Source organism: Nocardia carnea, from assembly GCF_029868325.1.
Lineage (GTDB): Bacteria > Actinomycetota > Actinomycetes > Mycobacteriales > Mycobacteriaceae > Nocardia > Nocardia carnea_C.
Genome location: NZ_JARWNW010000253.1, coordinates 1 through 22,386 on the forward strand (window position 1 = coordinate 1; position 22,386 = coordinate 22,386).

General features: G+C 67.8%; 17 protein-coding genes. 7 read left to right on the forward strand and 10 right to left on the reverse strand.

Going from position 1 to position 22,386, the window contains the following annotated elements:
• Positions 1–483: 483 nt before the first annotated feature.
• From QH196_RS22875 to QH196_RS22895, 5 genes are all read right to left on the reverse strand, one after another.
• Positions 484–1,125, reverse strand: a complete 642-nt coding sequence (locus tag QH196_RS22875; protein WP_280417873.1) for a hypothetical protein — start codon at positions 1,123–1,125, stop codon at positions 484–486.
• Between the two features lie 445 nt (positions 1,126–1,570).
• Entirely contained in the window at positions 1,571–2,281 is a 711-nt protein-coding gene (locus QH196_RS22880; RefSeq protein WP_280417874.1) for a type 1 glutamine amidotransferase, read from the reverse strand.
• A complete protein-coding gene (locus QH196_RS22885; RefSeq protein ID WP_280417875.1) occupies positions 2,278–3,516 on the reverse strand; it encodes a MurT ligase domain-containing protein in 1,239 nt (412 codons plus the stop codon). The genes QH196_RS22880 and QH196_RS22885 overlap by 4 nt, the downstream gene beginning before the upstream one ends.
• Before the next feature lie 240 nt (positions 3,517–3,756).
• Positions 3,757–5,565 (reverse strand): hydroxysqualene dehydroxylase, encoded by a 1,809-nt coding sequence (locus tag QH196_RS22890; RefSeq protein WP_280417876.1) that lies wholly within the window; start codon positions 5,563–5,565, stop codon positions 3,757–3,759.
• 94 nt (positions 5,566–5,659) lie between these two features.
• The gene (locus tag QH196_RS22895; protein ID WP_280417877.1) at positions 5,660–6,733 is read right to left on the reverse strand and encodes an EamA family transporter; all 1,074 of its coding nucleotides are present in this window, start codon (positions 6,731–6,733) and stop codon (positions 5,660–5,662) included.
• Between the two features lie 71 nt (positions 6,734–6,804).
• Between QH196_RS22895 and QH196_RS22900 the strand changes: the two genes are divergently transcribed.
• On the forward strand, positions 6,805–7,746 hold the full coding sequence (locus QH196_RS22900; protein WP_280417878.1) for a LysR family transcriptional regulator: 942 nt from the start codon (positions 6,805–6,807) through the stop codon (positions 7,744–7,746).
• Here the strand turns inward: QH196_RS22900 and QH196_RS22905 are convergent.
• Together QH196_RS22905 and leuA are read right to left on the reverse strand one after the other, a co-directional pair.
• On the reverse strand, positions 7,740–9,506 hold the full coding sequence (locus QH196_RS22905; protein ID WP_432279541.1) for an AAA family ATPase: 1,767 nt from the start codon (positions 9,504–9,506) through the stop codon (positions 7,740–7,742). The genes QH196_RS22900 and QH196_RS22905 overlap by 7 nt on opposite strands.
• Before the next feature lie 656 nt (positions 9,507–10,162).
• A complete protein-coding gene (leuA, locus tag QH196_RS22910; RefSeq protein ID WP_280417879.1) occupies positions 10,163–11,962 on the reverse strand; it encodes a 2-isopropylmalate synthase in 1,800 nt (599 codons plus the stop codon).
• Between the two features lie 496 nt (positions 11,963–12,458).
• Between leuA and QH196_RS22915 the strand changes: the two genes are divergently transcribed.
• From QH196_RS22915 to QH196_RS22925, 3 genes are all read left to right on the forward strand, one after another.
• Positions 12,459–13,223 (forward strand): sulfite exporter TauE/SafE family protein, encoded by a 765-nt coding sequence (locus QH196_RS22915; RefSeq protein WP_280417880.1) that lies wholly within the window; start codon positions 12,459–12,461, stop codon positions 13,221–13,223.
• 162 nt (positions 13,224–13,385) lie between these two features.
• Positions 13,386–14,987 carry a GMC oxidoreductase gene (locus tag QH196_RS22920; RefSeq protein ID WP_432279542.1) on the forward strand — a complete coding sequence of 534 codons (1,602 nt, stop codon included), beginning with the start codon at positions 13,386–13,388 and terminating at the stop codon, positions 14,985–14,987.
• 157 nt (positions 14,988–15,144) lie between these two features.
• Positions 15,145–16,008 carry an ion transporter gene (locus QH196_RS22925; protein ID WP_280417882.1) on the forward strand — a complete coding sequence of 288 codons (864 nt, stop codon included), beginning with the start codon at positions 15,145–15,147 and terminating at the stop codon, positions 16,006–16,008.
• On the opposite strand, the gene QH196_RS22930 is transcribed toward QH196_RS22925, so the two are convergent.
• Together QH196_RS22930 and QH196_RS22935 are read right to left on the reverse strand one after the other, a co-directional pair.
• Positions 15,993–16,451 carry an SRPBCC family protein gene (locus QH196_RS22930; protein WP_280417883.1) on the reverse strand — a complete coding sequence of 153 codons (459 nt, stop codon included), beginning with the start codon at positions 16,449–16,451 and terminating at the stop codon, positions 15,993–15,995. The genes QH196_RS22925 and QH196_RS22930 overlap by 16 nt on opposite strands.
• 169 nt (positions 16,452–16,620) lie before the next feature.
• Positions 16,621–16,806, reverse strand: coding sequence for a DUF1918 domain-containing protein (locus tag QH196_RS22935; RefSeq protein WP_033244474.1), 186 nt, complete (start codon positions 16,804–16,806; stop codon positions 16,621–16,623).
• Positions 16,807–16,973: 167 nt separating this feature from the next.
• Between QH196_RS22935 and QH196_RS22940 the strand changes: the two genes are divergently transcribed.
• From QH196_RS22940 to QH196_RS22950, 3 genes are all read left to right on the forward strand, one after another.
• The gene (locus QH196_RS22940; protein WP_280417884.1) at positions 16,974–17,558 is read left to right on the forward strand and encodes a dihydrofolate reductase family protein; all 585 of its coding nucleotides are present in this window, start codon (positions 16,974–16,976) and stop codon (positions 17,556–17,558) included.
• A 178-nt stretch (positions 17,559–17,736) separates the two neighbouring features.
• Entirely contained in the window at positions 17,737–19,002 is a 1,266-nt protein-coding gene (locus QH196_RS22945; RefSeq protein ID WP_033243913.1) for an aspartate kinase, read from the forward strand.
• 3 nt (positions 19,003–19,005) lie between these two features.
• Positions 19,006–20,040, forward strand: coding sequence for an aspartate-semialdehyde dehydrogenase (locus QH196_RS22950; RefSeq protein WP_280417885.1), 1,035 nt, complete (start codon positions 19,006–19,008; stop codon positions 20,038–20,040).
• A 51-nt stretch (positions 20,041–20,091) separates the two neighbouring features.
• On the opposite strand, the gene QH196_RS22955 is transcribed toward QH196_RS22950, so the two are convergent.
• A complete protein-coding gene (locus QH196_RS22955; protein WP_280417886.1) occupies positions 20,092–21,438 on the reverse strand; it encodes a serine hydrolase domain-containing protein in 1,347 nt (448 codons plus the stop codon).
• Between the last annotated feature and the right edge of the window lie 948 nt (positions 21,439–22,386).

Sequence of the window (22,386 nt, forward strand, 5' to 3'; positions counted from 1 at the left end):
CGGGGGGGGCGGCCTTATTGTTGGGCGGGGGGGGGGTTCGCGCCGGGGCCGCCCCCCCCCCCGGGGGGCACGGTACCCGCGCCCCCCGGCCCCGGGGGGCCGCCGCACCCGGCCACCCACTGGTCGCGGACCGGGTCACCGTCGCGGGCGTGGCCCCGGCCCCGCCGATGAAATTATAGCCCCCCCGGTTAGGCCGCGGGGTGGTAGGAGCCCCCCCCGCCCATGCCCGCCCGCCCCCCCCCGGGGCAAGGGGCAAAAACCTTTCAGGGCCTCGTAAGACTCGGCGGCACCGCTGGTTACGTTCGGTTCGGTGGGTTTCGTCGGGTACGCCGAACGCCCCGGTGAGATCCACTACAACGCCCGGTAGTCGGTACCGGGCCGGGTTGCCGCGGCATTCTCGTGAGTCTCGCAGTATCGAGGGCTGGGCGTTGGTTGTTGTTTCGGGGGTGTGGCTGTTGGCCTACCGTTCCCAGTTGCCGGTGTTTACATTTCGAGTCGTTCCCAGGGCAGCCGGTCGAGCCGCTCGTGGTTGCGGCGGGTCCAGTCCCAGATCAGGTCGGCGACGGTATCCGCGTCCTCGACCTGCGTGGTGAAATGCCGGTCGGGAGCGCCGTCGCGGTATTCGAGGGTGAAATCCTGCGTCGCATTCCGGTAGGTCTGGATATAGACCTGCGGCTCTCGTTCCACGATCAGATACGGGTTCGGGTCGGCCAATTCGTGAATCCAGAAATGAGCCAGGGGTTCGGTCAGGTACGGGAATTCGCCCGCGCCTCCGTGCGTCACGGTGACGGGGATATGCCCGGCCGGGTCGATCAGCCAGGTCAGCTGCGGGTCGTAGACGGCGTAGTCGCGCGGGGTCGCCAGTTCGAACACCAGATTCCGGACGAAACCGATCGCATCGTAAGGGCTCGCGATATGCAGCGCCGCCCCGTACGGCACCCCGCCCACCGGCGCACTCAGAAAGCTGTCCGCTTCCGGAAGCTCGGCATTACGGTCGTTCAACTCGGCCGCCAGCGCCGCCACCGCGGCCGTTTCCACCCGCCCTTCCTGCGTAGCGAAATACGCATCCACCTCGGCAGGCGTAGCGGCAACACCGGACGGCAGCAGCATATGGTCGTAGCTCACCTCAACAGTGTCTACGGCACCCCGCCGCGCGCGGGTCTCGCCCCCCGGCTCCAAGTGCAAAACCCCTTCGAGTCCTCCCCGGATGCAACTACCAGCCACCCCGCCCCTCGGATGGTTCACTTCCCCGGGTGGGGCCCGCCCGGTTCTGGAGCGACGGAGCGGGGGAGCGAAGCGGAGGAGCGGAGGAGTGAAGAACCGGGCCTATAAGGGCCCCACCCTCGAGCCGCGGAGCGGCTCCAAATTACAGCGCGGCTCCAAAATTACAGCGCGGCTCCAAAATTACAGCGCGGCTCCAAAATTACAGCCCGCCCCTTAACGGACGGGTCTACCCGCGTATAGCCCCCCGCCCACGAATTCGTCTACCCGCGTATAGCAGGCTCGCCCACGGATTCGTCTACCCGCGCATAACAAGATCACCGGCCTCGACCGACCGGAGGGGACGCAATCAAACACGCAGCCGTTCGCGGCGCAGTTGGTCCACCTCGGCGAGATCCAGGGGTGGCAGCGAGTCCACGCCGAGAGCCCGGCAGAGCAGGTGGTCGGCGAGTTCCGGGTTGCGGGCCAGGGCGGGGCCGTGCATGTAGGTGCCGAGGACCGACCCCTGCACCACACCTTCGAGGCCGTCGCCGACACCGTTGCCGACGCCGCGGGTCACCCGTGCGAGGCCGGTGGCGGCGGGTCCGAGGGTTGTCCCGCCGCGGTGGTTCTCGAATCCGGTGAGCGGGGCGGACAGCCCCGGCAGCAGTGGTGCGGTGGTGACCTCGCCGATCGCACGGGTGCGCTGCGGGGTGGTGGTGGCGTCCAGCAGCCCGACACCCTCTACGCGTTCGCCGCTGGAGGTTTCGTACCACTGGCCGAGTACCTGGATCGCCGCGCAGATGGCCAGGACCGGGGCGCCGCGACCGGCCGCTGTCTGCAGGCCGGGATAGCGCAGCAGGTGTCGGGTCGCCAGGCGCTGGGCGGAATCCTCGGCACCACCGAGGGTGTAGATGTCCAGCGAGTCCGGGACCGGGTCGGGCAGGGTGATCTCCACGATTTCGGCGTCGATATCGCGCCACCGCAGCCGCTGCCGCAGTACCACCGCGTTGCCGCCGTCGCCGTAGGTGCCCATCACATCGGGCAGTACCAGCCCGATCCGGACGGTCGATTCGCTCATTGTGTGCGCTCCCGGAGGTCACGGTTCAGATCGCGGAACGCCGTGTAATTGGCCAGCACTTCGACCTGCCCCGCCGGGCAGGAAGCGATCGCGCGGACCGGATCCGGCACGGTGGTATGCGCGACCCCGGCGTAGGTCAGCCGCACCGCCAGATCGGTCGCGCGCTCCCCGGCGGCGACGACCTGGACGTCCTCGAAATGCTCGAATCGCACATCCCACAGCCACGACAGGTCCTCCCCGTCGGGGACCTGCCCGTTCACCGCGATCACCAGGCCGGCCGCACTGTGGTCGATCATCGACAGCGCTTCCTGCCAGCCGGCCGGGTTCTTGGCGAGCAGCAGCCGGGCGGCATGCTCGCCGACCTGCACGGTGCGGTACCGGCCCGCGATTTCCTGCACTGTGCCGGTGGCCGCGCACGCCTGCTCCACCTCGGCGCCCATGGCCACGGCCGCTGCCACGGCCTGCGCGGCGTTACCCCGGTTGGCGCGGCCGGGCAGAGCCAGCCGCAGTGGCAGCCGGACACCGTCGGGTCCGCAGAGTTTATCCCCGTCCAGCCACCAATCCGGCTGTGGCCGAGTGAAATCGGCGCCGGTGCTGTACCAGTGCGGCCCCTCCCACAGAATGGGTTCCCCGCTGCGCGGGCAGCTGGTGGCGTCCATCGCCCAGCCGCTGCCCGCCGCGACCCAGATGACATTGGGATGGTCGTAGGCGATCGAGGTGATCAGCACATCGTCACAATTGGCGATGACGACGGTATCCGGATGCCGGGCCAGCCCCGAACGCAACCGGCGTTCGATCATATTGATCTCGCCGACCCGGTCCAGCTGGTCGCGGCTGAGGTTGAGCAGGACCACCGCCTCGGGTTTCAGCGAATCGGTGATATGCGGCAGATGTAGTTCGTCCACCTCGATAGCGGCCAGCGGCGCATCGCGGTGGACGTTGAGCGCCGAGACGATTCCGGCGTCCATATTGGCGCCGTCGGCCTGGGTGGCGACCTCGCCGAGGGTGCTCAGCGCGGCGGTGGTCATCCGGGTGGTGGTGGATTTACCGTTGGTACCGGTGATCAGCACGGTCCGCTTGCCGCGGCCGAGTTGCTTCATGATCGTGGGATCGATGCGCAGGGCCAGGAGGCCGCCGATCATCGAACCGTTGCCACGGCCCGCCTTGCGCGATGCCCACGCCGCCGCGTCGGCCACTCTGAGGGCTGTTCGCCCGCGCACCGAGATATCTGCCACGCGGGCAGTCTAATGATCCGCGGCGCCCGCTCTCATTCGGCGCGGGTGAGTTCACGCCCTGGTGACAATGTGCGCGGCGGAACCGCTCTGTCCGGTCCGGCCGATTACCGGTCGTCGACCACATCGTCGGCTGATCGCCGAGCCGGCGGCCCAGGTCCGCCGGCCGAGGCCGCCTGACCGCGGGGAGGGTAACGGGAGACAGTCCGCTCCCAGAGCGCGAAGAACCGGCGCGGTCCGGTTTCAGAACTGGATATCGAACCGGTTCGGGCGTCCGGCGGCGAAGTCGGCGGCGTCGGCCTGGCGCAGCGGCTCGAGTTCGACGGCGCGGTACAGGGTGTAGGTACGGCAGCGCGGTGCGTTCGACCCGGTGACGTCGAGCAGTGCGTTCACCGCGGCCCGGGCGGATTCGTTGGCGCCCTCCATGGTCGCCAGGTCGATATTCGTGCGCACATAGTCACCGGCCAGGAAGAGGTTCTCGACTCCGCCGTGCGGTTCGGGCCGTGCGTCCCACGAGCCCGCGGTGTTGATGAGCAGCGGGTCGGCGTTGCTGTTCTCGCCGCGATCGGCATGCCAGGTGATACCGGGGTCGAGGAACCAGGAATGCAGATCGGTATCGCGGAGCAGTTCCTCGCGATCGTTGAGGTGGGCGAGGATCTGCGCCCACGTTTCCTTCGCGATTTCCTCGTGGGTGCATTCCTTGGCGGTTTTGCCGAACAGGATCCCGGGGGTGTTCCAGTCGGAGATATCCACCGAGAGGCAGTCCTGGACGGTTCCGTCGCCGTATTCCGGCAGTTTGCGCGCCCAGAGAGCGTTCTGGGCGATCGAGGTGAGCGACCAGGGCGAGTCGATATAGGCGCTGTGACCGCTGCCGAGCGCGGCACCGCGGCGCAGGTAGAACTGGATTCCGGTCATCCAGTCGGTGTAGAGCCGGCTCATCTTCGCCAGCTCGGGCCAGGCGGTGAGAATATCGGCGCTCCACAGGTCGCGGGCGCGTTCCGCGGGCAGCGCGACCACGAAATGATCCGCCGTCACCGTTTCGGTGCCGCCGTTCGCGGTGACGATCCGGGCGCCGGTGATCCGCCGGTCGCTGATATCGAGGCCGCGGACCTCGGCGCCGACCTCGAACCGCACTCCGAGATCGCGCAGCAGCGCCACCCAGGGGTCGATCCAGGCGCTGTTGGTGGGGCCGTTGAGGACCCGGTCCAGGTCCCCGTCGAAGCCGATCTGCAGGGGGTTGCCGAGGAACTGCTCACCCATCGTGCCGATGGTCCGCACACTGGCCAGTTCGTCCTTGGCCGCGACCAGCAGGCTGGTCAGTGTGCGCGAAATCAGCGCCCGGAACTCGTGTGATCGTTCGTGGCCGCCGACGAAATCGAGCCAGGAGGTTCGCTCCCACTGTTGCAGGCGGCGGGCATCGCTGCTGGTGTTGAACACCAGCAGCCGGTTGGCGAAGAACAGTCCTTCCCGGGGCGGCATCTTCAGCATGGTGGAGATCGCCGAGGCCAGGCTTTCGCGCATACCGTCGGCGGTCAGGGTCGACAGGCCCTCGAATGTCATAGGAGCGCGGATATCGTCGCCGCCGGCTCGCGAGAAGCGGGCTTCGGGTGCCGACACCAGGTTGTCCCATACGCCGTTGCGGTTGGCGGCGAACGGGATGCGCCGCATGGTGTCGGGTACGTGCTGGTAGAAACCGGGGAAGAAGCGGAAGCCGTGTTCGCCGGGCAGGTCGGGCCGCCCGCCGCGACCGGTGCCGGGTACGCCCATACTGCGGGCCTTGCCGCCCAGTGCCCGGCGTTCGTAGACGGTGACTTCGTACCCGCGTTCGGCGAGTTCGTGTGCCGCGGTGAGCCCGGCGACCCCGCCGCCCAGCACCGCGACCCGGGTTTTCGCCGCGCCGGCCGACCGTACGGGGAGTGCCGCCGCGGCCGCGACGCCGACTCCGGCGGCCGCCGCCCGGAGCGCGGTGCGCCGGGAAACCACCCCGAAACCGGTGGTCCGCTGATCAGAAACCGTTGCGGTACCCGTGGCGGGCCACCGATGCTGTGCCATTGTGTCCACTACTCGATCCGGATTGCTGTCGCGATTGCGCCATACTCTAACGGGGTGCGCTGTCCGCGGCGCACCGACCGAGTGGGAACCGGCGCTACCGGACCGCGTGTTCGGTCGGGCACGCTGAGCCCGTGGGCGCAACCGCTCCGGTTTCCCGGCCGCAGTGCCGGATCGTCGCGGTATCCCGCTTCGGCGCCGTGATGGCGCCGTGCAGCGCGACCGGACCTCCCTGCCCCGATAGGGGATCGGCCCCGGCTGGTGCCAGAACCTCCCGGCGCGCGCCGGCCGGTTTGCGGGCGCCCGCGGTGGCAGCAAACGCACCCGCGATGACCACCGCGCCACCGATCAGGCTCGCCGGCGCAGGCGTCTCACCCAGAAATATCCACGCCGCGCTGAATCCGACCACCGGAACCAGCAGCGATAGCGGCGCAACACTCCCCGCCGGGTACCGGCTCATCAGGTAGGTCCACAGCCCCGACCCGACCACCGTCGCCAGTACGGCCGTATAGCCGATGGCCGCCAGTGCGGGCCAGCCGTCCGCGGTGAAGGTGTCCAGCAGAGCCTCCACTCCCGTCGTGGGCCCCTCCCAGACCGCGGATATCGCCAGCAGCGGCAGTACCGGCACCGTAGTGATCCACAGAGTGAGGTGCAGTGGATTGCCCTCGGGGGCCTCCACACTCGCCTGGCGTGCCCCGATATTGCCCAGCGCCCAGCCGAATCCGGCGGCCAGCGTCAGCAGTACGGGCAGCAGCGCGGCGTGCGCGAACTGATTCCAGCCGATCAGCGCCATGCCCGCCACCGCGACGAGCAGCCCGGCGACCTGTACCGGCCGCAATCGTTCCCGCAGCAGCAGCGCACCCAGGACCACGGTGAACGGCGCGGAGGATTGCAGCACCAGGGAGGCCAGCCCCGTGGGCATCCCGATGCGCATGGCGGTGAACAGGAAGGCGAATTGCAGGATGCCGAACCCTGTGCCGTAGAGCAGGATCCAGCGCCATCGCACCCGTGGCCGCGGGATGAACAGCAGTGCGGGCACCGCAATGACCGCGAAGCGCAGGGCGGCGAAGAAGAAGGGCGGTAGATGGTCGAGTCCTACCCGGATGGCCAGGAAGTTCACGCCCCACAGCAGGACGACGGTCGCGGCGAGGAGGCGGTCGCGGGGGGTCACCGTTCAATCGTGGGATGTTTGAACAATGAGCACAATCGAATTGTTATGGACGAATGATTTAGAATTGCTTAATGGTGTCGCCGGGTCCGAACTTATCCGTGGAACGGCTCCGTATCCTGCGGGAATTCGCCGATCGTGGCACGGTCGGCGCCGTGGCGGCGGCTCTGTCGATGACACCGTCGGCGGTATCACAGCAATTGAAGGTGCTCACCCGGGAGGCGGGGGTCACCCTGCTCGAACCCAGCGGCCGCCGGGTACGGCTGACCGATGCGGGCCACGCCCTCGTCGTCCGCGCCGACGAGGTGCTGGCCGCACTCGATCGCGCGGTCGCCGAAATGGCCCACTACCGTGGCTCGCCCCGCGGACAGGTACGCGTGGCGGTGTTCCCGTCCGGTGGGGCGCTGCTGCTACCGCACGTGCTTCCGGCCATGGCGGGCAGCGGTGTGGACATCGTCGCCGGTGACGAGGATGTACCGCCCACCGAGACACCGCGCCTGCTCGCCGATTACGACATCGTGCTGACCCACCGCGACGAACGTGCCGCCCCGGTATCCGGGCCCCGGATCAGCTCGCGGGTCCTCATGCGTGAACCCATCGATGTGCTCGTTCCGCCCGGCCATCCGCTGGCCGGAAAATCCGCGGTCACCCCGGCGGAACTGGCCGAAGAGGCATGGCTGAGTGTGCGCGGTGGTTTCCCGGTGGACGATGTCCTGCGCTCGATCGCCACCGTCACCGGCGTGGCGCCGCGAATTGTTCAGCGGCTCAACGATTTCCGCATGATCGAAACCCTGGTCGCCGCCGGATACGGGGTAGCGCTCATGCCGCGCTACGTCGTTACCCACACCGGTCTGTCCCAGCTCCGGTTGTCCGGCGTCCGCGCCGCCCGGCTCTACGATCTGGTCACCCGGCCGCGCGCCGACACCCGCCCGGCAATCGCGGCCGTCCTGGACTCCTTCGCGGCGGCGGCCCGCCGGACCACCGCCGAGCCACCGCCCGCGGCACCCGGTCAGTAGCGGTTCCCGTACGGATACCCGTCCACGTTGGCGAAATCGTCGGCGACCATCGCGGCCAGCTCCAGCAGCGCGAGCCGGGTCGGTTTGCTCACCAGCTCCAGATCGATTTCCGCGCCCTCGGCGAGATGATCGTCGAACGGCACCACCTGCACCGCGCGGGTGCGGTCCAGGAACAACCGGCGCAAATGATCCAGATTCACCGAGGTGGAACCGCGCCGCGAGGCGTTCACCACGACCACCGTCTGCCGCACCAGATGCGAATACCCGTGGTAGTCCAGCCAATCCAGCGTGGCCGAGGCGCTGCGCGCACCGTCGATGGCGGGTGAGGTCACCAGGACGAGCGAGCTCGCCATATCGAGCACACCGGACATCGCCGAATGCATCAGCCCGGTACCGCAGTCGGTGAGGATGATGTTGTAGAACGACTGCAGGATCCCGATCGCGCGCCGGTAATCGGCCTCGCTGAACGCCTCGGAAACCGCCGGATCCTGCTCGCTGGCCAGCACTTCCAGCCGGCTCGGCGATTGCGAGGTATGCGCGCGCACATCCGAGTACCGGGTGATGTTCTGGTCTTCCAGCAGATTGCGCACGGTGGAGCGGGTCTGCCGCGGCACCCGGTGGGCGAGGGTACCCAGGTCGGGGTTGGCGTCGATGGCGATCACCCGGTCGCCACGCAGTGAGGCGAAGGTGGCTCCCAGGCCGACGGTGGTGGTGGTCTTGCCGACCCCGCCCTTGAGCGAGAGGATCGCGATCCGGAAATCACCGTGTACCGGGGCGTTCACCCGGCCCACCAGGTCGCGGTGGACGATATCGGCGGCCGATTCCCCCGGATTGATCACGCCGCGCGACACCTTGTGCACCGCGCGGCGCCAGCCGCCCCGGGGTGCCTTACGCGCACGTTTGAGCAGGTTCAGATCGTTGACCGAATGCCCCGGCTGGCCCGGTTCGGGCATATGCCGCGGCTGGAACTGCCCCTGCGGCGGTTGGCCCGGCTGCTGCTGGAACTGCTGCTGCGGGGGTTGCTGTCCGCCGCCGGTCTGTGCCGGGTTCCCGCCCCAGTCCGGTGTACCGAACTGCCCGGACGGCGGGTTGCCCACCGGCGGCGGGGTCTGCTGGAACGGCGGCTGCTGGGGCGGCGCGGCCGGCATCGGTGGTGGAGCCCAGCCGTAGTCCGGGCTACCCGGCGCCTCACCCTGCGGCCCGGGGGCGGCACCGGGTTCGGGGAAGCCGGTCGGTGCGTAACCGCCCGGGGCCTGGTCGAATCGGCCGCCGTCCGGCCCCGGCCCGCCCGCGCCGGGAGCGCTGTAGGGCGGCTGCTCCGGGTTGTGCTGTCCGGGATAGAGGTTCGGGTCGGCTGTCGGGAACTGCCCGCTGCCGTGCGGTGCACCGCTTTCGGGCCCGGGTGCCTGGAACCCCGGCTGCTGCTCGAACTGCCCGCTACTGTGCGGGCCCTCGGGAGCCTGGAATCCACCTGGCTGTGGCGGCTCGAACCCGGCGGGGCCTGCAGGGGCCTGGTACGCGTTCGGTTGATCGAACGGACCGGCGCCCGGGGCGAAGTTCGTGGCCTGGAACTGGTTCCCGTCCGGCGGTGCGAACTGACCGCCGGCATAGCCGGAGTTCGGGGGAGCGAACTGATTCGGGTCCGGCTGCGCGAACTGTCCGCTCCCGTGCGCCGGGGCCGGGCCGGGATCCGGCTGCGCGAACTGGCCGCTCGGGTATCCGGTGTTCGCGGGAGCGAACTGATTCGGGTCCGGCTGAATGAACTGACCGCCGGGCGCGAACTGGTTCGGGTCCGGCTGGGCGAACTGGCCGCTGCCGGGTGCGAAGGATTCGGCACCGGGAGCGGCGAACTGGCCGCCGGGGGCCGGCGGTGCGAACGAATCGATCGGCGCCGCACCGTTACCGGCCGGTGCCTGACCGTCCGCGCCGGGCGGGGCGAATCCGTTCTCCCCGCCCCACGGGCCGGCAGCGGGATCGGCGGGCCACGGGGCGGGCGCACCGGCCTCGGGAGCCTGGTACTGGATGTTGCCGGCGGGGGCCGGCTCCGCGTCGCTTCCGGCGGCGTTCTCGTTCGCCGCGGCGTCGGGGTTGCCGGTATCGCTGCCCCGCGAATCCGCGTCGGCATCCGACGGCGACCCGGTCGCCGGATCGGTGGGCGGTGTTTTCTCCGGCTCACCGCCGCCGGCAGTATCTGCCGGTTGACTCGGGGGCCAGGGCTGGGAAGTCGGGTTGTGGTCGTCAGTAGTCACAGTTCCCCCATCTGCTCGGGTTTTTCGAGCAGAGAGCTCGGCGGCGTGGAGTCGGCACCAACGCTAGCAGGTGCGCAGCGTAACGCACGCCGGTGCATTCCCGGCCTCGGCCGCCGTACCCGGCGGATGCGGGTGCGGCGGCCGAGGGGTGCTCCGACGAGCTCGGATTATTGCCTGGCGGCCCGGTTGACCGCCGAGACCACCGCGCGCAGCGAAGCGGTCGTGATCGAGGTGGCGATACCCACACCCCAGACGATCCGGTCGCCGATCGCGCATTCGACATAGGCCGCGGCCTGGGCGTCGTCACCCGCCGACAGCGCGTGCTCGGAGTAGTCGAGCACCTCGACCTGATAGCCGACCGCCGCGATGGCGTCGACGAAGGCCGCGAGCGGACCGTTACCGCTACCGGAGATCTCCTGTTCGACCCCGTCCACCTTGACCACCGCGGTGATGCTGTCGGTACCGCCGTCGGTTTCCGAGGCGGTCACCTTCTGCCGCATCCGCTCCAACGGCCGGATCGGGGTCAGGTACTCGTCGGCGAAGGCGTCCCACATCTCCTTCGGTGTGACCTCGCCGCCCTCGCCGTCGGTGATCTGCTGGACGGCCTGGGAGAACTCGATCTGCAGCCGGCGCGGCAGCGACAGGCCGTGATCGGTTTTCATGATGTAGGCCACCCCGCCCTTACCGGACTGCGAGTTGACCCGGATGACGGCTTCGTAGGTCCGGCCGACGTCCTTCGGGTCGATCGGCAGGTAGGGCACCTCCCACGACATATCGTCGACATCGGTGTCGGCGGCGTCCGCGGCGGCCTTCATGGCGTCGAGGCCCTTGTTGATGGCGTCCTGATGGCTACCGGAGAACGCCGTGTACACCAGGTCGCCGCCGTAGGGGTGGCGTTCGTGCACGGGCAGCTGGTTGCAGTACTCCACCGTCCGGCGGATCTCGTCGATATCGGAGAAGTTGATCTGCGGGTCCACACCCTGGGAGAACATATTCATCCCCAGGGTCACCAGGCAGACGTTGCCGGTGCGTTCGCCGTTACCGAACAGGCAGCCCTCGATCCGGTCGGCACCGGCCTGATAGCCGAGCTCCGCGGCGGCGACGGCGGTGCCCCGGTCGTTGTGCGGATGCAGCGACAGCACGATCGAATCGCGCCGCGCCAGGTTGCGGTGCATCCATTCGATGGAGTCGGCGTACACGTTCGGGGTCGCCATCTCCACGGTCGCGGGCAGGTTGATGATCAGTGGTTTGTCCGGGGTGGGGGCGATGATCTCGGAGACCGCGTCGCAGACCTCCTTGGCGTATTCCAGCTCGGTGCCGGTGTAGGACTCCGGGCTGTACTCGTAACGCCAATTGGTGTCCGGGTAGCGCTGCTCGACCTCCAGGCACAGCCGCGCGGCATCGGTGGCGATCTTGCGGACCGCGTCGCGATCGGCCCGGAACACCACCCGCCGTTGCAGGATGGAGGTCGAGTTGTAGAAGTGCACGATCACGTTCGCGGCGCCGGAGCAGGCCTCGAAGGTCCGCTCGATCAGTTCGGGACGGCACTGGGTGAGCACCTGGATGGTGACATCGTCGGGGATCGCGCCGTCTTCGATGATCTCGCGGACGAAATCGAAATCGGTCTGGCTGGCCGACGGGAAACCGACCTCGATCTCCTTGTAACCCATCCGCACCAGCAGATCGAACATGCGGCGTTTGCGGGCGGGGCTCATCGGGTCGATCAGCGCCTGGTTACCGTCGCGCAGGTCGACGGCGCACCAGGCGGGGGCGCGGTCGATCACCTTGTCCGGCCAGGTCCGGTCGGGCAGGGTGACGGGTTCGACCTCTTCGGCGAACGGCCGGTAGCGGAAAACCGGCATGGACGAATTCTTCTGCTGGTTCCACGCGGGCTGGTCGGCGGGCGCGGGCTTGGCGGGCGCGGTGATGGTGCGCGTGCTCGATACGAAGGCGTCAGCGGGTGACATGCGATTTCTCCGTGGGTGAGATTGTTTCCCGAATTGGGTCGACCGGCGCGGCGGAACCCCGCGACGGGAAGCCGGTCCGATCAGACCCCGTCGCGGCGGCTGAGAAGAAGAGCCCGCTGCATGACCCGTGCGAGTCTACCCCCTGCGCCGCCACCCCTGACAAGGCGGTGCGGAGGGTCGACGTTTCACAGCCGCCCGGGTGTCGAGTCCACCCGGACCCCGCCCAGGTCGTCGCCGAGCCGGTGGCAGGGTAGCCGTCGACCAGGGCAGGACCGCGTGAACGCTCCGGTGATGTCACGGGCCCGCGGCGGCCGGCGCGTTCTCGAGGTGGCGCAGGTGGCGCCTCGCGTCGGTGAGGCAGGTGACCCCCATGTGGGTGGTGCGGAATTGCGCTTCGGTCTGCGGGGCGGTCGCTACTGCCGAGGTCTGCAACAGTTAGCGTGCCTGGGTGCGGTGCGAGTGACCGGACTGTTCCGGCGAGGTCGAGAGGTCGAGCATGAGTTGGCTGGAAATGCTGGCCGTTTTCGCCGCGGGTATCGCCGCGGGCGGCATCAACGCTGTCGTGGGGTCCGGGACGCTGATCACCTTCCCGGTACTGCTCGCCGTCGGCCTGCCGCCGGTGACGGCGAATGTTTCCAACACCGTCGGTCTCGTACCCGGTTCGCTCAGCGGCGTTATCGGCTACCGCCGGGAACTGGCCGGCCAGCGGGCCCGGCTGTTGCGGTACGGCTCGGCGTCGCTGCTGGGTGCCGCGGTGGGTGCGGTGCTGCTGCTCAACTTGCCCGAAGACGCATTCGCCACGATCGTGCCGGTGCTGATCATCGCCGCGCTGGTACTGGTCGTACTGCAACCGCGGCTGTCGGCGTGGGTGCGCGAACGGCAGCGCGATAAGGAGGCCACTCCCACCCACGGCGGCCCGATCCTGTTGGCCGCGATTTTCGCGACCGGGATCTACGGCGGCTACTTCGGTGCCGCCCAGGGCGTGCTGCTGGTGGGTCTGCTCGGGGTGTTCGTACAGGACGAACTCCAGCGGCTCAACGCGGTGAAGAATGTGCTGGCGCTGCTGGTGAATGCATTGGCCGCGGCAGTTTTCATCGCGGTCGCCGAAATCGATTGGCGGGTGGTCGCGCTGATCGCGGCCGGATCGATCATCGGCGGCCAGATCGGCGCGCGGGTGGGGCGGCGGCTGTCCCCGAATGTGCTGCGCGCGGTGATCGTGGTGGTGGGCACGATCGCGGTGATCCGCCTGGTATTCGGCTGACCAGCATGTTGTTCGTCTGACCAGTACGAATCCTACTCGCGCCCACCGGCGTTCGCCGCTTCCGCTGTTCAATACCGGTGAATATCGGTACCATCCCTGCGCTTGTTGCGTTACGAAAGAGGTACAGGGGTGGATAGGCGATCCCTTTTCAAGGCCGCGGGGATGGCTGCGCTGGTCGGGGCGGTGGGATCGGGGGTCGCGAAACCCGGCTCCGTCCTTCCGCGGGCCGCGGCACAGCCGATCTGGCACGAACTGTTCGCCCAATGGGTTCCGGAGATCTTCGAACCCATACCCGACGCGCCGCAACATACCGAGGCCATCGTCATCGGCTCCGGTTTCGGCGCGGCCGTCACCGCGCTACGGCTGGCGCAGGCAGGGGTCGCGACCACAGTGCTGGAACGCGGTTCACGCTGGCCCAACGACCCCTGGCGCGAGATTTTCACCGGCGACGATCTGCCCGACGGCCGCGGTTTCTGGCACGCCACCAGCTTCACCGGCGTCACCAAGGTGCCGATGCAATTCGCCGATTTCGGCGGCGTACTGGACTGCACGTGCTATCCCGGTATCGATGTCTGGCGTGGGGCCGCCGTCGGCGGTGGATCGGTGATCTTCACCGGCGCCATGATCGCGCCGGAGCGCCGGCTGTTCGACCATGTCTTCGGTGGCGTTGTCGACTACGGGGAACTGGAGCGCGTCTACTACCCGCGGGTCCGCTCCATGCTCCGCCTCGATACGATGCCCGCCGATATCTACCACTCGCCGCCCTTCAGCCATTCGCGCGCCTGGGACGACCAGGTCCGGAAGGCCGGCTACCGGCCCGTGCCGAACGATTCGATCTTCACCTGGGATGTGCTGCGCGGAGAACTGAACGGGTCCACCCGGCCCTCGGCGACCGTCGGCCGCAGCAATCTCGGCAATTCCAACGGCGCCAAATTCGATCTCAATCAGAACTATCTGAAGGAAGCCCAGGCCGGCGGTAAGGCGCGGATCTTCCCGGGGCACCGGGTGGATGCCATCGCCGAGGAACCGGGCGGCCGGTTCGCGGTCACGGTATCCAAACTCCATCCCACCGGTGTGGTGGTCGGCACCCGCACGATCACCTGCGACAAGTTGTTCCTCGGTGCGGGGTCGATCGGGACCTCGGAACTGCTGGTCCGCGCCCGGGAGACCGGTGCGCTGCCGCGGCTGAACGAGCATATCGGCGACGGCTGGGGCACCAACGGTGATGTGGTGCTGGCCCGTGGTGCCAGTTCGGTCGCCGGGAACGGGCAGGGCGTGCCCAGTGCCAGCCGCATCTACGACGACAGCGGTACCGCACTCACTCTGGAGAACTGGTACATCCCCGGTATCCCGTTCGAGACCGGCGCGCTGGCCTCGCTCGCCGTGGTCCTGGACCCCACTCGGGCTCGCTTCGGTTTCGACCCGGCGACCGGCGGCGTCGGGCTGTCCTGGCCGGCGCGGGCGCAGGAGGAGGTGACCGCGGCCGCGCTGGCGGTGGATCGGCGGATCGCGGAGCGGGCCGGGGCACTGGCGGAATACAGTGCGCTCGGATACGACGCAAACGCCCTGTTCACGGCCCACCCGCTGGGGGGTGCCGTGCTCGGTAAGGCGACCGATTCCTACGGCCGGGTGCACGGCTATCGCGGTCTCTACGTGATGGACGGTGCGGCGATTCCCGGCAGCACGGCGACAGCGAACCCGTCACTCACCATCACCGCACTGGCCGAGCGCAATATCGAGGCGATCATTCGCGAGGGTCGCTGAACACGGAAGAAATCTGCGCGACGCCGACGGCCCGGAGGCGCCCGGTGCCGTCCCGCTCAGTGGTGTCCGGCCCGCACGGCGGCGTATTCGGCGGCTCGGGCGGGCGGTGAGCGGGTAATACTTGACTACGATTTTTTCGGCGTCGAAGGGAATGTAGGTGTCAACACCGTCGTCCACGGGACCCGGGCCGGTGGCCGTAGCCGCAACGGCCGAACCGGACGAGTTCCCGCGGAAGCCGCCCGCGCTGTGGACCGATTTCGTCATGCTGGCACTGGCCATCGCGTCGGTGGTGCTGGTCTGCTGGATCACCTTCTTCGAGGTGGATCCCGATACCTACCGCTACATCGTCTTCGCGGACTACACGATTTGCGCCGTTTTCGCGGTCGAGTTCCTGTGGCGTTGGCGGCGGGCCGGCTGGCCGTGGACCTATCCGTTCGTCTACTGGTACGAAGTTCTCGGCATGATCCCGGTGACCAGCCCGTTCTTCCGGGCGTTCCGGCTGCTGCGGATCATCGTCATTCTCGTACGCCTGGCCCGGGTGGCTGATCGGGTCTTCGGTGACCGGGTCACCGCGGCGGTGATCAATCATTCCGTGGGCACGATCGTGGAGGTCATCAAGCGGCCGATGACCATTGCGATCATGGAGGAGGTCACCGCGGTACTTCGTACCGGCCACTACACCCGCAATATCGCGAACGCGCTGGAGGAGAACCGCGGCGAACTCGACGAGATGATCGTCGAGATGATCAAGAACGATCCGCAGACCGGCCGGGTGCGCTATATCCCGTTCCACGACGAGATCATCCGGTTGGTCGCCGATACCGTTTTCCGCATCCTGTTCCAGGTGCTGGCCGATCCGCGCACCGATGAACTGGTTTCGGACATGATCCGGGAGAACGTCGACCAGATCCGTGATTCCGTGCGGTCCGGGGTCAAGGTCGCGCCCTCGGCCTACGGCCCGACACCGCACCACCTGACCGCGCGGCATATCAACGGGCAGCGGAATCAGACGAGGTCGTAGGCCTCGGATTCGCCGAACTGTTCGGCATAATCGGTGAAATTCTCCACCAGCGTCTCGTAGGTTCTGCGGACCGTGCGCTTGGCCAGGAAACCCGGTAGCGGGACCGCGGTGTGCTGTTCGACGTGCAGTACCACCTGGCTACCGCCCGCGTCGCCGGTGATCTCGAAGGACCCGCCGCCTCTGATCCCGCGGGTACTGTCGGCGACCTCCCACGACATCCGGTGGTCCGACCAGCTGAATTCCCACACCTGCATATCGGGTGTATTCGAGATGTCGACCTGGACGAATACCCGCCGCGGGCGACCGGCATCGTCGCGCGTGGCGACCCTGGCGTCGGTGAAATCGGGTGACCATTCGGCGAACATCTCGACCGCCATCAGTGCGTCCATTACCTGTGATGGATCGGCTTGGACGTCGAAACTGATATCGGTCTTCGTACGCATCTGGTCCCTCGCGCCCCCGGTTATTACGAATAGGCCACGATTGTCTCCCGGCCCGCGCGTGATCGTCAACACGCTGCCCGGTGAGATTAAGGTGCCCGGCCCGTGGGCATGCGGCTCGTCGATAACTACGGGCGTTTGCTCAGGGCCTTGTTCGCGGGGGGTGGTGGGCTCAGTGCGGATGTTCGACCGTGGCGTCCGGTCCGGGGAAGACCAGGGACTCGTGGCCGTCGTCGAAACGCACGATGTACGGCGGTGATCCCTCCGGTCCGCGTACTTCGACGATCTCCCCTTCATGATCACTTTGCCCGACGGTGTGCCCGTGCACATGCAAGCGGTCTCCGACGTTCGCCATCATGATTTCCATTATTCGGCGATCGTGTCGGGTATCACAACCCCCGGCTGCCCGCTATGGCAGATCGGCTCGATTCGGATTCGCGAGCCCGCCCACTCCTTGACACCACTTCAGTCGTAGTACTATGTTCAAACCACTTCAAGTGCAGTGATATGGACAGGCGGTACCTCATGCGAAAACTGACCTACTACGTGGGCGCGTCCATCGACGGCTATATCGCCGGTCCGGGCGGGGAAGTCGACTTCTATCCAGTGGCCGGCGACATGATGGAGTGGATCAATGCCCGCTATCCGGAAACGGTCCCGCGCCATATCCGGGAACTCGTCGGCCTGCCCGTCGATACGCCCAACCAGCGCTGGGACACCCTGGTCATGGGCCGCGGAACCTACGACCCGGCTCTCGAGATCGGTATCGCGAGCCCCTACCCGCATATGAAGCAGTACGTCGTCTCGGCCACGCTCGAGCGGATCGACGATCCCGAGGTCGAACTCGTCCGTACCGACCCGGTCGAACTCGTGCGGCGCGTCAAACGGGAAGAAGGTCCGGAAGGCAAGGGCATCTGGCTTGCCGGAGGAGGCAAACTTGCCGGAGCGCTGATCGACGAGATCGACGAACTGATCGTCAAGAGCTATCCGGTATCGGCCGGTGCGGGCGTCCCGATCATCAGCGGGGCGTTCCGGCCGACGCTGTTCACCCCCCTGCGGCGCAAGGAGTTCGGCAACGGGGCGCAGGTCACCTGGTTCGAACGCGGCTGAAGCAGGCCCGGCGGCCGGCTCGGGCGCCCGCGCGTCGGGCGGTCGCCCGGCGCGGTAAACGTGACGTCACGCGGCTGTGTGTTATTCCACAGCCAGGGCGGATACTGCCGGAACAAGCACGGCGGGCTCGGTACGCTTATGCACTGATCGCCTGTTCGCCGACATTGGAGGACCCCTCGTGGCACTCGTTGTCCAGAAGTACGGAGGATCCTCGGTCGCCTCGGCCGACCGGATCCGGCGCGTCGCCGAACGGATCGTCGAGACGAAGAAGCAAGGCCACGACGTGGTCGTGGTCTGCTCGGCCATGGGCGACACCACCGACGAACTGCTCGACCTGGCCGAACAGGTCGCTCCCGCGCCACCCGCCCGGGAGATGGATATGCTGCTCACCTCCGGTGAACGCATCTCCAATGCACTGGTGGCCATGGCCATCCACACTCTCGGCGCCGAGGCGCGGTCGTTCACCGGCTCCCAGGCCGGTGTGATAACCACATCGGTGCACGGTAAGGCCAAGATCATCGACGTGACGCCCAGCCGCGTCCAGGAAGCTCTCGACGAGGGCACGATCGTGCTCGTCGCGGGTTTCCAGGGCGTGAGCCAGGACAGCAAGGACGTCACCACGCTGGGCCGCGGCGGTTCGGATACCACCGCTGTCGCCTTGGCGGCCGCGCTGGAAGCCGACGTCTGCGAGATCTACACCGATGTGGACGGCGTCTTCACCGCCGATCCACGCATCGTCGCCGACGCGCAGAAGCTCGAGCAGGTCTCCTACGAGGAGATGCTGGAGATGGCGGCCTGCGGGTCCAAAGTGCTGATGCTGCGCTGCGTCGAATACGCGCGCCGCTACAACGTGCCCGTGCATGTGCGCTCGTCCTATACCGACAAGCCGGGCACCTACGTATACGGATCGATGGAGGACATCCCCTTGGAACAAGCAATCCTCACGGGCGTCGCGCACGACCGCAGCGAGGCCAAGGTGACCGTGGTCGGGCTACCGGACGTTCCCGGATACGCCGCCAAGGTGTTCCGCGCCGTCGCCGAGTCCGAGATCAACATCGATATGGTCCTGCAGAACATCTCCAAGGTGGAGACCGGTAAGACCGATATCACCTTCACCCTGCCCCGTTCCGACGGTCAGCGGGCGGTCGAGATGCTCGCCGGCCACCAGGAGGAGATCGGCTTCTCGCAGGTGCTCTACGACGATCACATCGGCAAGGTGTCGCTGGTCGGCGCCGGTATGAAGAGCCACCCCGGGGTCACCGCCACCTTCTGTGAGGCGCTGGCCGAGGCCGGTATCAATATCGACCTCATCTCGACCTCCGAGATCCGCATCTCGGTACTGGTCAAGGACACCGAACTCGACGACGCCGTGCAGGTGCTGCACCGCGCCTTCGATCTCGGCGGCGACGAGGTCGCCGTCGTGCACGCCGGAACGGGGCGATAACCGATGGGTGTACGTGTAGGCGTGGTCGGCGCGACCGGGCAGGTCGGCGCCGTGATGCGCAAACTGCTGGAAGAACGCGATTTCCCGGCCGACGAGGTGCGGTTCTTCGCCTCGGCCCGCTCGGCCGGTAAGAAACTGCCGTGGCGCGGCGGTGAGATCGTGGTGGAGGACACCGAAACCGCCGACCCCGCCGGCCTGGATATCGCCCTGTTCTCCGCGGGCGCGACCATGTCGCGTGTGCAGGCGCCGCGGTTCGCGGCGGCCGGGGTCACGGTGATCGACAATTCGTCGGCATGGCGTAAGGACCCGGATGTCCCGCTGGTGGTGAGCGAGGTCAATCCGGAACAGACCCGCAACCTCACCAAGGGCATCATCGCCAACCCGAACTGCACCACGATGGCCGCCATGCCGGTGCTCAAACCGCTGCACGACGCGGCCGGGCTGCAGCGGCTGATCGTGTCCAGCTACCAGGCGGTCTCGGGTAGCGGGCTGGCCGGCGTCGAGGAACTCGCCTCCCAGACCCGCGCGGTGATCGACGACGCCGAGAAACTCACCCACGACGGCAGCGCCGTGGATTTCCCGGCCCCGAACAAGTACGTGGCACCCATCGCCTTCAACGTGCTCGCGCTCGCGGGTTCGCTGGTGGACGACGGTTCCGGCGAAACCGACGAGGACCAGAAACTGCGCAACGAGAGCCGCAAGATTCTCGGGCTGCCGGAGCTGCTGGTGAGCGGCACCTGCGTGCGGGTCCCGGTGTTCACCGGCCATTCGCTGTCGATCAACGCCGAATTCGCCGATCCGCTGTCGGTGCAGCGGGCCCAGGAGATCCTGGCGAAGGCGCCCGGCGTGCAGCTGACCGATGTGCCGACGCCGCTGGCCGCCGCCGGTAAGGACGAATCCCTGGTCGGCCGTATCCGCCAGGATCCCGGTGTGCCCGACGGTCGCGGTCTGGCGCTGTTCATCTCCGGCGACAACCTGCGCAAGGGCGCTGCGCTCAACACCATCCAGATCGCGGAAGTCCTGCTCGCCGATCGGTGACGACGAGCCTGCCTCCCCGGTGCGCTGCACGTGCCGGGGAGGGGAGCGGGCTCAGTGGATACCCGGGGTCCGTGGATCCGGTCCGAGGCAGGCCAGCAACACACAACCCGGCGGCGCGTCGGTGAACGGGGCCGCCAGCGGTTGGCTCAGGCAGGCGAACACATTGCAGCCCGGATACGCCGAATTGCCGATCCCGAAGACTGCTAGCAGGATTTCGGTGTCGATATAGGCATTCGGGTCCGCTTTCACCGGCGGCTCCACGTACGGGCCGGGGTCGGCAACCGGCGGTTCCTGGAACGCGGCCATGAGCCGCCGGAAGAATTCGTGCGGCAATTCCTCGAAGTTCTGGATGATCCCGGCCGGACCGTACTTGCTGATATTGCCGAAAACGCCGGTCCACACCACCACCAGATCCAGGCTCGGCACGACGAAGACGTTCTGCAACCCCATCCCGGACATCGCGTAGGTATCCGGCGGCAGGAACGACGGATTCTCCGCGCAGGTCGATCCGAGCCAGAACAGGTAGCCGTAACACGGGTTCGCCCGGGACGGGGTGGTCGCGCGGGACAGATACTGCGTGGAGACGACCTGCCGCCCGCCCCAATCACCGTTGTTGGCCACCAGCAGCCCCAGCTTGGCCAGATCGTCCGGCGGGATCAGCAGATGTGCGTAACCGTAGGTGTGACCGCTGCGGTCCCGCGCCCAATACCAGTCACCGCGTTCGATCCCCAACGGCGTGAACAACTCTCGCTGCGCGAACTCCTGCAGCGGTTCGCCGACGGCCAGCTCCACCACATAGGAGAGCAGGTCCACGGTGCGCTGACTGTAGGTGAACACGGTGCCGGGTTCGTGATCCAGCGGTACACCCAGCGCCTGAACAGCGCTGTTGGGATCGATGGGGACAGCTCCCGTGATGCCCTCGGTCACCACGCCGGTGCGCATACCGGATGTTTCGGTGAGCAGATTCTCGACCGTGATCGCGCGGCGTCGCGGATCGCCCAGCCCCGGCGGCAGATACCGGTCGATCGGTGCCGCGATATCGACCAGACCGCGGTCGGCGGCGATCCCGGTGAGCAGTGAGACCACACTCTTGGTCACGCTCCACACATTCCACGGGATATGCCCGGTCTGCGCGTTGGCGGGGCCCTCGCCCACCAGGCAGTTGTGCCGGAATACCTGCACATTCAATCGGTTCCGGCCACCGGCGAAGGTCAGTGCGTCGGTCAGCCGCTGCGCGTCCAGGCCCACCTGTCCGGGTTGCGCCCGCTGCGGTTCCCGCCCGGAGCTCACCGCGCATTCGACCTGCGCCGGCGCGGCCTGCGCCTGAGCCGCGAAAACCTGTCCCACCACCAGTGTTACCGCTGCGACTCCCGCCAGGAGCCCACCGAAACGCGCCATGCGCACACACTAATGCCGGGCTGCCGGCAGTGCCGGTACCGGCGGGCGTGGCATCGGCGCAGATACGTGACGCCCCTGATCGATCCCGGATCGATCAGGGGCGTCACACCCAGCGGCACTCGTGCCGTGCCGTCACGATGTCGGTACGGGCGCGGCTACAGCAGGCCGAACCAATAGACCACCGAGGCCAGCGCCCATAGGACCAACGTATCCATCGACACTCCCACTCTTGTCGTAGCGGATGCCCTCCATGATGCCCGAGATGCCCGGCCGGCGGGACACCCGCACAACCCGTGCCACGACCTTGATTGCACTGTGACGGATCGTGTTCTCAGCGTTATAAGTTCACGTTAAGGGGGCGCCAAGCGCGGGGCCGCATTGTTGAGTCATGCCGGAGAACACACCGGCACTCACACCGCGAAGAGGAACCCCGCTGATGATCACCCAGCCGACCATCGAACTGTCTGCGCCCGGATACCTGATCCAGGACGGTCGCACCGAGCCCGGCGTCGTCGGCACCCGCCAGTAGTCGCGCCGCCGAAGGAGGGGGCGGGATGCGAACCGGTGCCTGGGGAGGACCCGGTGCGCATCCCGGAAAGTACGGATCCGGGGGAACGTGGGGGATCCGCGGGGGTGCGGGGGTCCGGGGGCCCGGGGGGGGAAACCGACCCCCCGCGGGGGGGGCCGGGGCCCGGGGGGGGCCGGCGGGGGGCCGGCGCCCCGGGGGGGGGGGGGGGGTGGGGGGCTTTGGTTGTAGTCCCCCCCTGCGCGTCGCGCCCCGCTTCTCCTTCTACCCACGCCTGGCCGCCGGCCGGCCGCTGTTCGCAGGCGCTGCCGTACCGATTCTCGAACGGTTACCTTTCGCGGTGCCGGACCGGCGGACGACTGTGCGCCCGATCCGCCACTGAGCATCCGGAAGAGCCGTACGGTGCGACGGCTGCCGACCGG